9 protein-coding genes and 1 pseudogene are annotated in these 12857 nt (G+C 73.1%); 6 read left to right on the top strand and 4 right to left on the bottom strand.

Translation table 11 applies throughout. The features are described from left to right. Positions 1 to 53: 53 nt before the first annotated feature. Together AB0E96_RS06050 and AB0E96_RS06055 are read right to left on the bottom strand one after the other, a co-directional pair. Positions 54 to 1616, bottom strand: coding sequence for a 4-hydroxyphenylacetate 3-hydroxylase N-terminal domain-containing protein (locus AB0E96_RS06050; RefSeq protein WP_359819091.1), 1563 nt, complete (start codon positions 1614 to 1616; stop codon positions 54 to 56). 38 nt (positions 1617 to 1654) lie between these two features. Continuing rightward, positions 1655 to 2314 carry an NAD(P)H-dependent oxidoreductase gene (locus AB0E96_RS06055; protein ID WP_359819093.1) on the bottom strand — a complete coding sequence of 220 codons (660 nt, stop codon included), beginning with the start codon at positions 2312 to 2314 and terminating at the stop codon, positions 1655 to 1657. Between the two features lie 331 nt (positions 2315 to 2645). Here AB0E96_RS06055 and AB0E96_RS06060 point away from each other — a divergent pair, with 331 nt between their 5' ends. Genes AB0E96_RS06060 through AB0E96_RS06070 form a run of 3 tightly spaced genes read left to right on the top strand, consistent with a single transcriptional unit; the run spans position 2646 to position 4746 of the window. Then, on the top strand, positions 2646 to 3929 hold the full coding sequence (locus tag AB0E96_RS06060; RefSeq protein WP_359819096.1) for a Rieske 2Fe-2S domain-containing protein: 1284 nt from the start codon (positions 2646 to 2648) through the stop codon (positions 3927 to 3929). A gap of 35 nt (positions 3930 to 3964) precedes the next feature. Then, positions 3965 to 4450 (top strand): nuclear transport factor 2 family protein, encoded by a 486-nt coding sequence (locus AB0E96_RS06065; RefSeq protein WP_359819099.1) that lies wholly within the window; start codon positions 3965 to 3967, stop codon positions 4448 to 4450. Beyond that, on the top strand, positions 4450 to 4746 hold the full coding sequence (locus AB0E96_RS06070) for a ferredoxin (protein WP_359819101.1): 297 nt from the start codon (positions 4450 to 4452) through the stop codon (positions 4744 to 4746). Before AB0E96_RS06065 ends, AB0E96_RS06070 begins: the two co-directional genes overlap by 1 nt. A 66-nt stretch (positions 4747 to 4812) precedes the next feature. Here AB0E96_RS06070 and AB0E96_RS06075 read toward each other — a convergent pair whose 3' ends face one another. Next, a complete protein-coding gene (locus AB0E96_RS06075; protein ID WP_359819104.1) occupies positions 4813 to 5868 on the bottom strand; it encodes an alpha/beta hydrolase in 1056 nt (351 codons plus the stop codon). A gap of 623 nt (positions 5869 to 6491) precedes the next feature. On the opposite strand from AB0E96_RS06075, the pseudogene AB0E96_RS06080 reads away from it, so the two are divergent. The 3 genes and pseudogenes from AB0E96_RS06080 to AB0E96_RS06090 all read left to right on the top strand — a co-directional run bounded on the left by AB0E96_RS06080 (position 6492) and on the right by AB0E96_RS06090 (position 11275). Then, positions 6492 to 8212, top strand: a pseudogene (locus tag AB0E96_RS06080) (amidohydrolase). A 442-nt stretch (positions 8213 to 8654) separates the two neighbouring features. Continuing rightward, positions 8655 to 9020 carry a LuxR C-terminal-related transcriptional regulator gene (locus tag AB0E96_RS06085; protein WP_359819142.1) on the top strand — a complete coding sequence of 122 codons (366 nt, stop codon included), beginning with the start codon at positions 8655 to 8657 and terminating at the stop codon, positions 9018 to 9020. A gap of 350 nt (positions 9021 to 9370) precedes the next feature. Next, positions 9371 to 11275 carry a DUF4157 domain-containing protein gene (locus AB0E96_RS06090; RefSeq protein ID WP_359819145.1) on the top strand — a complete coding sequence of 635 codons (1905 nt, stop codon included), beginning with the start codon at positions 9371 to 9373 and terminating at the stop codon, positions 11273 to 11275. Between the two features lie 113 nt (positions 11276 to 11388). Here the strand turns inward: AB0E96_RS06090 and AB0E96_RS06095 are convergent, their stop codons facing one another. Further along, positions 11389 to 12855: a DUF6519 domain-containing protein gene (locus tag AB0E96_RS06095; RefSeq protein ID WP_359819107.1), complete on the bottom strand. Its 1467-nt coding sequence runs from the start codon at positions 12853 to 12855 to the stop codon at positions 11389 to 11391. Positions 12856 to 12857 lie beyond the last annotated feature (2 nt).

Here is a 12857-nt window from a genome sequence, read left to right on the forward strand (position 1 = left end):
GTGTGCGAGTGGGGAGATTCCCCGATCGCACACCCGGGCCGGGCGGCGGAGCGCTACGAGGACGGCTGGCTCCTGGCGGGGTACATCCCGGTGAGCGGCCTGGTGGGCGCGGGCGGCGGAGCCATCTCCAGCACCTCCGGCGAGAGCGGGATGTCCAGGCTCCGGTCCGAGCCGGCCAGCGCCCGGTCGACCGCCCGGTGGATCTCCGTCTTGTCCGCGCCGAGGTAGAGCCCGGCGGTCAGCCGCACCGGGTCGCCGCTGTAGTAGTCGACGTACTGCATGAGCCGCTGGCCGAACCCGTCGCCGGCCACGTCCCAGGCGAGCTTGAACAGCCGGACCCGCTCCTCCGCCGAGACGCCCGGCCGGCCCCGCACGAACCGGTCGATCAGCGGGCGCAGCTCCTCGTTGGCGAAGTCCCCGCTGGACGGCGCGTAGAAGAAGTTGCCCGCCGCCAGGATCCGGATGACCTCGACCATCCGGCGGTGCGTCGGCGCGGTCTGCATCAGGAACGCCATCATCCCCGGCAGGTACGGCACCCAGGTGCCGTCCGGCAGCGGGGCGGCCAGCGCCTCGGCGCCGTAGAACAGCGTCCGCAGGGTCTCCAGCCGGGAGATCAGGTCGCCGAGCTTCTCCTGGACGTGCAGGAACTCGTTGATCCCGGTCGCGTCCGCGACCCTCGTCGCGATGCCGCACAGCAGCTCCAGCGAGGCCAGGCTCCGGGCGCCGTTGACCACCAGGACGCTCGGGTCGTTGCCGAGCACCCGGTTGACCAGGTCACGGCTGCCGGGCCGGCCGTCGACGACCACCCGGTCCCACGGCACCAGCACGTCGTCGAAGATGGCGATGCAGTCCATCTCCTCGAACCGGCTGCTGAGCGGGTGGTCGAACTCCGTCCGGCCGGCCGGAGCCACCGGCTCGCGGCAGATGAACTTCAGCCCGGGGGTGTCGGTGGGGATCGCGAACACCACCGCGTAGTCGTCGTCGCCCGGGGCGATGCCCCCGAACGGGACGACCACCAGCTCCTCCGCGAACGGCGCCATGGTGCTGAGCATCTTCGCGCCGCGGACGACGATCCCCTCGTCGGTCTCGCGGACCTTCCCCAGGTGGAGGAACGGGTCCTCCTGCTGGGAGGAGGTCTTCGACCGGTCGATCGCCGGGTTGATCAGCACGTGGGTCAGGAAGAGGTCGTTGTCCCGCACGTGCTCGTAGTACCGGCGGGCGTTCGCGCCGAACCGCTCGTCCAGCTCGCCGAACACCGGGGCGTTGGTGTTCCAGCCCAGGACGAAGGCGTTCATGAAGTCCGGGGACCGGCCCATCATCCCGAAGGTGTGGTCGGCGCGGAGCTTGAAGTGCCGCCGCTTGGCGACCAGGTCCTCCTTGCTCCGGCACGGCTGGAACGAGCGCGACAGCCGTTCACCCGTCACCGGGTCGGGGTAGGTGCAGACGTCGACGTACCGCGGGTCCAGCTGGAGGTCGTACTGCTCCGCTATGGTCCGCAGCGGGCCGGCGAAGACCGGCTCCTCGGTGACGTGGGCGATGCGGCGGCCGTTGAGGTAGATCTCCGGCTGGAGCGACTTCAGGTTGTCCAGGTACTGCTTCCCGGTGCGTGCGGGCACGTTGTCCTCCTTGTCGGGCGGTGGGCGGGAGTCGCGGCTCAGCCGAGGACGGTGCTCCCGTGCCGGGCGAGGCTCCGGCCCGCCGCGCGGGCCTGCTCCTCGGCCGCGGCCCGGGTGCGCGCGGCGAGTTCGGTGAACCGGTCGAGTGCCGGATCGACCCCCACCAGGGTCAGCTCCCGTTCCACCACGGAGAGCCGCATCTCCCAGACGTCGCTGAACATGCGCCGCATCCAGCCGATGGCGTGGTCCCAGCCGTCCCGCGGGGTCCCCGGCCCGTAGGCGCCGCCCCGGGCGGTGACCAGCACCGCCGGCTTGCCGGTCAGCGGCTTCTCCCCGCCCGGGGCCATCCGCGGATCGGTGAGCACCACGTCCACCCAGGTCTTCAGGTGCTGGGAGACGCCGAAGTTGTAGAGCGGCGCGGCGAGGACCACGGCGTCGGCGGTGACCAGCTCGTCGGTCAGCGCCGTGGCCAGGGCCAGGGCGTCCCGCTGCTCCGGCGTGTGGTGCTCCGGCGGGGTGAACCGGGTGGACACCGCGGCGGCCCAGGCGGTCGGCGGCAGCGGGTCCTCGCCGAGGTGGCGCCGGACCACCCGGGCGTCCGGCGCGGCGGCGCGCCACTCGTGCTCGACGAGGTCGGCGAGACCGGCCGTGCTGGACCGGGGGCCGAGGATGCTGGTGTCCAGCCGTAGGAGAGACATCACGAACTCCGGAAGGGTCGGGGGTGGCGGTTTCCTGTTTCCTGAGCAGGTCGATGCCCCGTCCGAGGGTCATCGGGAATCCACCGGCTGTCAATCACGCCGGGAAATGCCCCGGGGGTTTGTCCGACTGGGAGTTTTCCGGTTCTCCGGGTTCCCCCGCGCCATCCGTCGTGATCACACCGGCGGACCGGACGGGAGGGCCGGTTCTCCCCAGTCGGACAAGGGCTTCCGCGCCGTGCCGATCGTTGACGACGATCTCGGCCGGTGGCCACAATCGTCGCGAATCTTGTACGGGCAGGGCGGCATTCGCATGCCCCTAGGGAGGTGGCCCATGAAATTGAGCCCGGATTTCGGCACCGATCTCGCCGGCGGGGTGGTGGACCGGGAAATCTACACCAGCGAGAAGATCTTCGCGTTGGAGCAGGAAAGGATTTTCACCCGGACCTGGCACTACGCCTGCCTGACCCGTGACCTGAAGAACCCCGGTGACTACTTCACGGTCTCCGTCGCCAACCAGCCGGTGCTCGTCATCCGGGGCAACGACGGGGAGATCCGCGCGTTCCACAATGCCTGCAGCCACCGCGGCGCGGTCCTGACCGGGGAGCGGTGCGGCAACCAGGGCCAGGTCCTCAAGTGCATGTACCACGCCTGGTCGTTCAACCTGAAGGGCGAGCTCACCGGGGTGCCCTACCAGGAGGGCTACGGGCCGGACTTCGACCGCGGCGCCTTCGGCCTGAAGCCGGTGCACTGCGACACCTTCCACGACCTGGTCTTCGTCGCGATCCGGCCGACGGTGCCCTCGCTCACCGACTTCCTCGGCGAGATGACCGACCACCTCGCGCCGTACGTGCAGGGCATCGAGCCGGTCGGCCGCAACAGCTGGATCTACGACGGCAACTGGAAGTTCTGGCACGAGAACTTCAGGGACGACTACCACGCCGAGTTCACCCACCGCAGCATCCGCGACCTGCTGGTCGGCACCGCCACCAAGGGCTGGAACTGGGGCGCCTCGCCGGGGCACTCGGTCCTCCAGTGGGCCTTCCCCCCGCTCGACCCGCCGAAGTACGCCCGCGCCCTCCAGCGCTTCAGCGGCGTGGACTTCCCGGACGGCACCATGCCGGTCGGCTGGAACAGCATGCTCGCCCAGGGACCGCCCGGACCGCCGGAGGGCTTCGAGGGCTTCGGCGGCGGGGAGCCGCCGGAGATCCGGCAGGAGGTGCTCGCGCTCTTCCCCAACCTCGACGTCCAGCCCGGCCCCAAGGACACCCCGCGCGGCATGAAGGCCGGGTACATCCAGACGGTCACCCCGCTCGGCGTCGACCGCGCCCGGGTCGACATCACCGTCTACTCGGACGTCGAGGACGACGAGGCGGCCCGCCAGGAGGTGCTGGAGAACCTCGCCGACACCCAGGGCTCCTGGGGCAAGATCAGCTGCGACGACACCGAGGCGGCCGTGCGCTGCCAGACCGGCGTGCGCGGAGAGGGCGGCCGGTACAACCTCTTCACCCGCGGGGTCGAGCCCGGCCGGGGCGGCGCCGGCGCCGACGTCCGGGACGAGTACTCGCAGCGCGAGTTCTTCCGGGTCTACCAGCAGTACCTCCAGGACGAGTCGTGAGCGGCCCGACGACGGAAGGAAGGCGCGACACCGCCATGTCCACAGCGGCCATCAGCACCGCCGGCCTGCGCAGCGAGGTCGAGGACCACTACGTCTCCTACGCCCTGGCGATGGACGACAAGCGCCCCAACGACTGGGTCGACCTGTTCCTCGACACCGGGCTGTACGCGGTCGGCACCCACAACAACGTCTCGACGACGGGCATGTGGTGGTACACCGACCGGGGTCTCGGCGCGCTGAAGGAGCGCGCCGCGTACATGAACGGCTACCTGCGCCACAACCCGACCCGGACCCTGCACACGATCGGCAACGTGCGGGTCCGGGAGACCGAGGACGGCCTGGTCAAGGCCGAGGCGTACGTCGTGCTGTACGTCTCCGACCGCGTCGAACCGTCCCGCTTCCACGTCTGCGGCCGCTACGACGACATCCTGACGCGGACGGCCGACGGGCTGCGCTTCGTCGAGCACCGCGTCGTCCTCGACGCCGAGACCATGCCCGGGAACATGGGCGTGCTGCTCTGATGCCGCCGCGGCGGGAACAGGACGGGACGGCCGGGCCGACGGGGTCTCGCATCGCGCGCGTCGAGGTGGACCTGACCCGCTGCGCCGGGTACGGGCATTGCGTGGACGCCGCCCCCGAGGTCTTCCGGATGAGCGACGTCGCGGAGGTCGCCGAGGTGCTGCGCCCCGAGCCCGGGCCCGAACTGGCCGACTCCGTACGGGAGGCGGCGCGGATCTGCCCGGCGAACGCCGTGTTCCTGTTCAAGGAGCGATCCCCGGCCGGGTCGGCCGGAGCCGCGGACCCGCCCGCCGACTGAGCGGGGCAGACGGCGGCAGCCGAGTGCCCGATGGCGCCCTCACGGGGGCCATCGGGCGCTCGCGCGTCAGCAGGGTCCGACGACCCGGTCCAGCCAGTCCACGGTCGTGCTCTGGAGGACCCCGGTGTTCGGCACCAGGTTCAGGCCGTGCCCGGCGTTCGGGAGCAGCAGCACCTCGAAGCTGGGCGCCGAGGTCCAGAACGGCGCCTCCTGGGCGCGCAGGCCGGCCGCCGAGGTGCAGTCCTCGTACCCGGCGCCGCACATCAGCGGGTCGTGGTCGCCGAGGGCGAACAGGACCGGGACGTCGATGGCCCGGCTGACCGCCGGATCGGTGATGAGCGGGTCGCTCGCCTCCATGAAGACGTCGACGTCCTTGGTGAGTTCGTCCGCGAGGAGGACGCCCGGGTCCATCGGCTGGTTCGCGTAGAAGACGGTCGCCCGGCTGCCCGGCTTGGTGGTGGCGTACCCGGCGTCGTACGGGTGCCGGCCCCCGGTCACCGGGTCGGTGTTCGGGTCCTGCCCGTTCTCGATGATCGCCTGGGTGCCCGCCGGGTTGTTGTAGTGGCCCAGGGCGGTGACCAGCAGCGCGTCGACGTCGTGGTACGTCGACGCCTCGATCTCGGACACCGCGGAGCCGAGCGAGTAGCCGGCCAGCACCACGTTGTCGAAGGCGGTGCCCCCTATTCGGCCGGCCCGCAGGTCCTGCACCACCTTGTGGATGTGCCCGGCCTCGGCGGCCAGGGTCAGCTGGGAGCTCGGCGGCACGGTGCTGTTGCCGGTGCCGAGCCGGTCGACGACGAAGGTGGCGTACCCGGCCCGGTTGAGCTTCCGGCTGAACGAGTAGGTGTCCGGCTGGTACGGGAAGTCCCAGTAGTGGTGGTTGTACGTCGCGCCGTGCACCATCGTCACCACGGTGCCCGGCGAGGACCCGGCCGGACGGCACAGCTTGCCCCACAGCTGCCCCGTGCCCGAGCCCAGGGGGACGTCGACGGTGGCGGTCCGGCAGACCGGGGCGGTGAGGTCCGCGGCGGGAGCGGCACCCGCGACGCCGACCGACAGGAGCGACGCCGCGGCGCACACCACCGCGAGGCGCCGTAACGCGGAGAAGGTCCGATTCCCCATCAAGTTCGTCCTCGTTTCGTCGAAACTGTCGTGACCGGCGACGGGCGCCGCGCGGCGCCGCTCCGTACCCGGAGAAGAGGAGGAGGCGCCCGGAGAACGGAATCCGGCGGCGCGTCCCGGCGCCGGCGCGAAGTCCCCGTCGTGCTCCGCGGATCCGCATCCGGGCAGGAACGGGAAAGCACCCGCGCACGCGTCGATTCCCCTGGGGCAGCCACGATCGGGCAGGTGATACTGCGCGAGCATAACCGCCCGGCCGCGCACCGGTACACCCTTCCCCGCGATCGGGCCGCCACTCGGCGAAGGCGCCAACTCGCCATGCGAAGCGGGGCATTGGACTCTCCTGCCGGGCCTTTCGGAGTTCGCCCGGCCACTCCGCGCCGAGGCCGCGCGGCAGGGCCGGCGGCCGGACGTCGCCGTGGCGGCTCGATGCCCCGGGCTCTTGACTTCCGGGAGCTCGGAAGCACCAGTGACGTCACTGTCGGGCCGCCCGACGGCCCCGGTCCCCGCCCGGGCCGCCGTATCGGTGGGATGACCGATGTGTGGCGGGCGGGGGCGCGGCCATAGTCCTCGGGAGGGCGTTCGCGGGGTGGCCGCGGCGCGCCAGGCCTCCGAAGGGACGTTCCATGGACACGCACGCCGATCTGGTGTTTCTCGACGGGCGGGTGGTCACGGTCGACGCCGGGTTCTCCGTGGCCTCGGCCCTGGCGGTGACCGGCGGGGTCATCAGCGCCGTCGGCGGGCGGGAGGACGTCGCACCGCTCATCGGCCCCGGCACCCGCGTCGTCGACCTGCGGGGAGCGACCCTGCTGCCCGGCATCAACGACTCCCACCTGCACGGCTGCGCCTTCGGCATGGCCACCCCGCCGCTCTCGCTCGCCCTCGGCCACCCCGCCGTGGCCTCGCTCGGGGACGTGGCCGAGGCGGTGCGGGAGGCCGCCGGCCGGACCCCGGCCGGGCAGTGGATCACCGGGCACGGCTGGGACACCGGCTACCTCGACGAGTGCGTCCGGGACCCGTCGCGGGAACCCTCCCGGCACGACCTCGACGCGGTGAGCCCGGACCACCCCGTCGTCCTGTACTCCTTCTCCGGCCACGCGACGTGGGTCAACTCCAAGGCCCTGGAGCGCATCGGGATCGACCGCCACACCGTCGCCCCGCCCGGCGGGGCCGTCGTCGTGGACGAGGACGGGGAGCCCACCGGGATGCTCCACGAGGGGGCCCAGGCCCTGGTGCAGAACGCGCTGCCGCCGCTCAGCCGGCGGGAGCGGGCCGACGCGATCCGGTCGACCCTCGCCACCCTCGCCCGGCTGGGTGTCACCAGCTACACCGAGCCCGGGCTCGGCCCCGGGGGCGAGGGCATCATGCGGGGCGCGCTCGGCGCGGAGACCCTGGACGTCTACCGCGAGCTGCTGGCCGCCGGCGAACTGACCGCCCGGGTCGGGGTGTTGCTGCTGCCGACCGGGATGACGAGCACGACCGAGGAGTTCGCCCGCGGCCTCGCGGCACTGCCCGGCCCGGCGGCAGTGCCCGGCCCCGGCGGCGCGGATCCGCGCCACCTCGCCATCCACGGGATCAAGGTGTTCGCCGACGGCGTCGTGCCCAACCGGACGGCCTGGATGCACGAGCCGTACGTCGGCGGCGGCTGCGGATCCCTGTGCGTCGGCGGCGACACGGACGGCGAGCGCGCCGCCGAGATCGCCGAGATGATCCGGCTCGGCCACGCCGCCGGGCACCAGCTGGGCGTCCACGTCACCGGCGACCGGGCCATCGACACCGTCGCGGACGCCTTCGCCGCGGCCATGGCCGGGCACCCGCGGCCCGACGCCCGCCACTACGTCATCCACGGCGACTTCCTGACCGCGCACAGCATGGAGGTGCTGGCCGCGCACGGCTTCGGCGTCAACATGAACCCCACCATCAAGTGGACCGTCGCCGACCTGGAGGAGGAGTTCGTCGGCGCCGAGCGGGCCGCCTACGCGTGGCCCTACCGCGACGCGGTCGACGCCGGCGTGCGGGTGGCGAGCGGCTCCGACGCCCCCGTCACGCACCCGGACTGGCGTCAGGGCGTCGCCACCATGGTGCTGCGCGAGTCGAAGGCCACCGGCCGGGTCAGCGGTCCCGAGCAGCGCATCGCGCTGGCCGAGGCGATCCGCACCTACACGATCGACGCGGCCTGGCAGGACTTCGCCGACGACTGGAAGGGGTCCCTGGAGCCGGGCAAGGCCGCCGACCTCTGCGTGCTCGACGGGGACCTGCTCGCCGCCGACCCCGCGACATCCCGGCGATGCCCGTCCTCCTCACCGTCGTGGACGGGCGGGTCGTGCACGACGCCCTGCGCGATTGACGTACTCCGGGAACATGATCATCCTTGGTGGGTGGCACCGGAACGGACGAACGCGGACATCCTGGACGCGGCCCTCCGCGTCCGCGAGGCCGCCAGGGGCGCCGCGGCCGGCACCGCCGACTTCGACGCGGTCCTGACGGCCCTGGCGGAGGTGGTGGCGTACGACCACGCCTCGCTGGCCCGGTGGGATCCGCTGCACCGGTGCCACACCACCCTGGCCGGGAGCTACCCGGACGACGCCACCGCCTACATCGAGACCCGCCTCCACCACGACCCGGTGTTCGCCCTGCTCCGGAGTCCGGCCCGGGGCGGACTCCGGCTCGGGGACGTCCCGGGGCAGCTCCTGGCGGCGTCCCCGGGATTCCGGCAGGTGCTGCGCCCGCTCGGCATCGAGGACGGCGTGGCCCAGTGCCTGTTCGCCGCCGACGGCCGGTACGTCGGCATGCTGAACGTCAGCACCCGCCGGCCGCGGCACGCGCCCGACCCGGCCCGGGCCGTGGTCACCCTGCTCACCGAGGCCCTCGCCGCGGCTGTCACCCCCCGCCCTGACCGGCGGTCCGATCGGACCGCCGGTCAGGGCGCTCCCGATACCCACGCCCCTCGGCCCGGCGGGCTCTCGCCGCGGGAGCTCCAGGTGCTGGCCGAGCTGACCGCCGGCCGCACCAACCGGGAGATCGCCGAGCGGCTGCACATCACGCCCCGCACCGTGGGGACACACGTCGAGCACATCCTGGCCAAGCTCGACCTCCCCAACCGCGCGGCCGCCGCGGCCCGGGCCGCGGCCTGGGGGATCCGGCCTGCCCGCTGACGCTCCGTCGGCCGGACGCACGATCAGCCGACACGAGGCGGTGACCATGCCGCCCGCCATGGCTCCGTCCATCGACCACGTCGCTCAATCGGACCCGGCCCCGCCGGGGAGGGAAGACGGCGAGGCCGGTGCCGGGCACCCGTCCGCCGTTCGGCGGGAGCCCGACCGGGGTGGCCGGGACGTCCCGTCGCCCTGCCCCCGGCTCTGCCCGTCCACCCCTGGTGCCGCCGGGCCCCACCCCGTACAGAGGAGGGACCGACACGGCGAACCGGAGACGAGGACCCTTGCACGACCACCAGCGGAATCGGGACACCGAACCACCCACCCGTCGCACCCCGGCCCCCTCACCTCTGCCGTCGTCGGCGCCGGGAGCCGTCCGGAACGGCCTCCTGGGCCTCCAGGCCACGGCCGGCAACGCGGCCGTCGTCCGGCTGCTCCGCCGGGCCGCCGAGGACCGGCCGTCGCCGGACGGCCCGCCCGCCGTCCAGCGCTCCACCGTTCACCAGGTGCTCCGCGCGCCCGGCCGGCCGCTGGACGACCGGACCCGCGGCGACATGGAAGCCCGGCTGGGCGCGGACTTCTCCGACGTGCGCCTGCACACCGGTGCCGCGGCGAAGGACTCCGCGGCCGAGGTGGGTGCCCGCGCGTACACCTCGGGCAGCCACATCGTCATCGGCGAGGGAGGCGCGGACCGGCACACCCTCGCACACGAGCTCACCCACGTGATCCAGCAGCGGCGCGGACCGGTCGCCGGGACGGACCGCGGTGACGGCCTGTCGATCAGCGACCCGTCCGACCGCTTCGAGCGGGAGGCGGAGGCCAACGCCCACCGCGCCCTGTCCGGCCCGGGCCCGCGCTCCGCCCCACCGGGACAGGAGCCCGTCGCGGCCGGCCGGACGCACCACCCGGCCGTGCAGCGCTTCATGGCCCCCGAGCCCAGTGGCCCCGCGGCCGAGTGGGAGCAGGCCGCCCGGGCCTACCTGATGGAGAACTGGAACGGCATAGCGACCCGCTACACACGCGTGGTGCTGGGATCCGGGGACGAAGAGACCGTGGAGCAGGCGGACCTGCTGACCGCCATCAAGAAGGTGTCGCCGGGCATCGCCAAGACCCTGGCGCAGGTGAAGGGCAACGCCGCGGTCGAGGCGGGAAAGCTCAGCGCGGCACTCCGCGGCCTGAACATCATGGAGGAGGAGACCGCGCTGGCGACGACCTCCGCCAAGCAGGACATGTCCACGCCGGTGAAGGAGGTCCTGGTCGGCACCGAGTTCACCTTCAGCGACGACGTGCTCAACGGCCAGAAGGGCATCGGCAAGAACCCGCCCTACGCGCTCCGGGTGGACATCGGCGGACTGACCGGGGTGGAGGACGCCAGTGCCCAGCGCACCCTCACCTACGCGCGGACGAAAGCGACGGCGTGGTCCGCCGCGGTGAGAGCGGCCGGCGCGCCGGGGGACTTCACGCTGGCCGTGACGGAGGTGACGGTGAAGGGGCATCCCGGAACCCGGTTCACCTACACCAACGGCACCGACGAGTGGTGGTGGGAGATCACCCTGGACGACGGCTGCCTGGAGACCCGCACCTCCCCGCTCTCCATCGAAGGGCTGGGCGCCAACCACATCAGGACCATCATCCGCACCCACATCTTCGACGCGGCCGCCTCCGTGGGGCTCACCGTGGACCAGACCAAGTACGGCGGTGGCGGGCACCTCTCCCTGGACGGCAAGACGGCGTTCGGCGGAAGCGTCGAGCTGTTCGTCGAGTCGATGCGGAAGTGGGAGACGGACTGGGAGGAGTGGAAGAGGACGTTCGGCGCCGCCCCGCGCGAGTCCGACACGGAGAACGCCCCCTGGACCGGCGACCTCCCCGACAACCCACTGCCGGCGCTGCTGACGCTGCTCGACGAGATCCGCGCCCGGGCACGGGCCGGAGAAACCGACCTGGCGAAGGCGATCCGCGACCTCCAGGCGCACCTGCGGGAGCTTCCCCTGCACGCCGACGCCAGCCGGCGACTGCGCGACAAGGTGCAGGAGCACCCCGGGGACCGACTGCACTACCAGGCCGTGAACCTCGAACACATGGGGGAGGACACTCCGGCGGACCAGCGCCGGGTCGAGTTCCGCGACATCCAGGCGCAGCGGGACTACGCCCAGCTCCTGACGGACCTGAGCTACCTCGGCCGCCTCCTGCAAGGAGTGCGGATGGAGGTCCAGATCGAGCAGGGGAACCGCCTGGCGGACCGCCACGCCCCCTGACCGGCAACCATGCCGGCGCGATGATCACCACTGGCCTCCGGCCGGCGCCTCTCCCCCCGTGGTTCCGCGTTCCCGGTCACGATCGGGAGCGCGGAACCGCGTTCCGCGCCGGGTCAGGCTTCGGCCGGGGTGGGGGCGGTGAGGGGGGAGAAGGTCTGGCGGAGGTCGACGACGGTGGTCGGGCCCTTGACCCAGGCGAGCGGGGCGTGGTGCACCCGGACGCCGGCCGGGGGTCGGAGGAGCGCTTCGCCGGCCGCGTTCCGCGGCCACTCCACCGAGCCGGTGGCGGTGCGGGCCGGGACGAGCCAGTAGTCGCCCCGGGTGTAGGTGCCGCACGGGCGGAAGTACACCTGGACGCCGTCCTCCAGGTCCAGCCAGGTGCCTTCCTGGATCCTCAGGGCGCCGCCGTCCAGGGGCAGGGCGTCCCGGCCGCGGGGTGCCCGGTGGTCCCAGCGGCGCAGGAAGGGGTGGCGCTCCGCGGACCGGCCGACCTCGGGCGCCGGTTCGGCGGACAGCCGCACCCGGCGGCCCGGCAGGTCGATCTCCTCGACCTGGAGCAGGTCCGCGGCCTCGCCCCGGCTGACGTAGGCGCTGTCCGCGACCTCGACCCAGTCGCCGACGGAGAGGCCGAGCTTGTCGTCGTCGCCCAGCGAGGAGAGGTCGACCCAGACGCCCTCGATCGCGGCGACCGGCAGGACGACCGAGCCGTTCTCCCGGGACCACGTGAAGGTGGCGCCGCCTTCGGCGGATCGGCTCTCGGCCGACCCGCCCTCGGCCGAGCCGCCGCGGTGGACCTCGACCCGGTACAGCTGGTTCTCCGGGCCCCGGTAGGCGGCCTCGGGGTGGGTCAGGCACGGGTCCTCGCCCGCCCGTTCCGGACGCCGGGCGCGCGCGGCCAGCCGGGAGGCGGGCTGTTCCCGCGGCTCGGCCCACGCGTCGAAGGCCTCCCGCACCCGGGACGGACCGCCGTCCGGCACGTTCAGCTCCGCGGCGGGCAGGGCGAGCACCTGCCAGACGACCTTGGCCCTGGCCGCCGTGTCGGGCATCGCCGCGCCGAGCGCGACCTCGCGCAGTTCCGGGTCCTCGACGGCGGTGACGCTGCGCTCCCAGACCTTCAGGTAGACCAGGTACGGGAATTCGGCGGGCAGCCGGTCCTCGGGGCGGTCCTGGTCCCGGTAGGCGTCGGGCTGGTCCCAGTACGTCCAGACGGCGGGTTCCTGCCGGGCGGCGGCACTCCCGTCGTCGCCGCCGTCGCCGTCCCCGCCGTCGTCGGGCACGGCGGTGCCGGGCTCGGGCCGGTAGGCCTCGCACAGGATGCCGTCGACGTAGTACCGGCCGCCGCCGATCGTGAGGTCGTCCACCTCGTGGTTGCCGGGCACGTGGTCGATCGCGAATCCGGCCGCGCCGGCCGGTCCGCCGCGCCGGCCGATCAGGTCGGCGGCGAGCGTGCGCAGGTGGTAGCGCTCGATCGCGGCCTGCTCGTTGGCGTCGGCGTCGAGCTGGACCCGGCCCTGCTGGGTCAGCACGGCGGAGTAGTGCTTGCCGGGCCGGAAGGTCAGGCGCGAGAAGTCTGCGTGCACGG

It is taken from the genome of Kitasatospora sp. NPDC036755 (assembly GCF_040636595.1).
Lineage (GTDB): Bacteria > Actinomycetota > Actinomycetes > Streptomycetales > Streptomycetaceae > Kitasatospora.

What these genes read in the sequence shown, in the direction of transcription:
- AB0E96_RS06055 (WP_359819093.1), bottom strand. Translation starts at nt 2,314, where the DNA reads ATGTCTCTCCTACGGCTGGACACCAGCATCCTCGGCCCCCGGTCCAGC.
- AB0E96_RS06060 (WP_359819096.1), top strand. Translation starts at nt 2,646, where the DNA reads ATGAAATTGAGCCCGGATTTCGGCACCGATCTCGCCGGCGGGGTGGTG.
- AB0E96_RS06065 (WP_359819099.1), top strand. Translation starts at nt 3,965, where the DNA reads ATGTCCACAGCGGCCATCAGCACCGCCGGCCTGCGCAGCGAGGTCGAG.
- AB0E96_RS06070 (WP_359819101.1), top strand. Translation starts at nt 4,450, where the DNA reads ATGCCGCCGCGGCGGGAACAGGACGGGACGGCCGGGCCGACGGGGTCT.
- AB0E96_RS06075 (WP_359819104.1), bottom strand. Translation starts at nt 5,868, where the DNA reads ATGGGGAATCGGACCTTCTCCGCGTTACGGCGCCTCGCGGTGGTGTGC.
- AB0E96_RS06085 (WP_359819142.1), top strand. Translation starts at nt 8,655, where the DNA reads ATGCTGAACGTCAGCACCCGCCGGCCGCGGCACGCGCCCGACCCGGCC.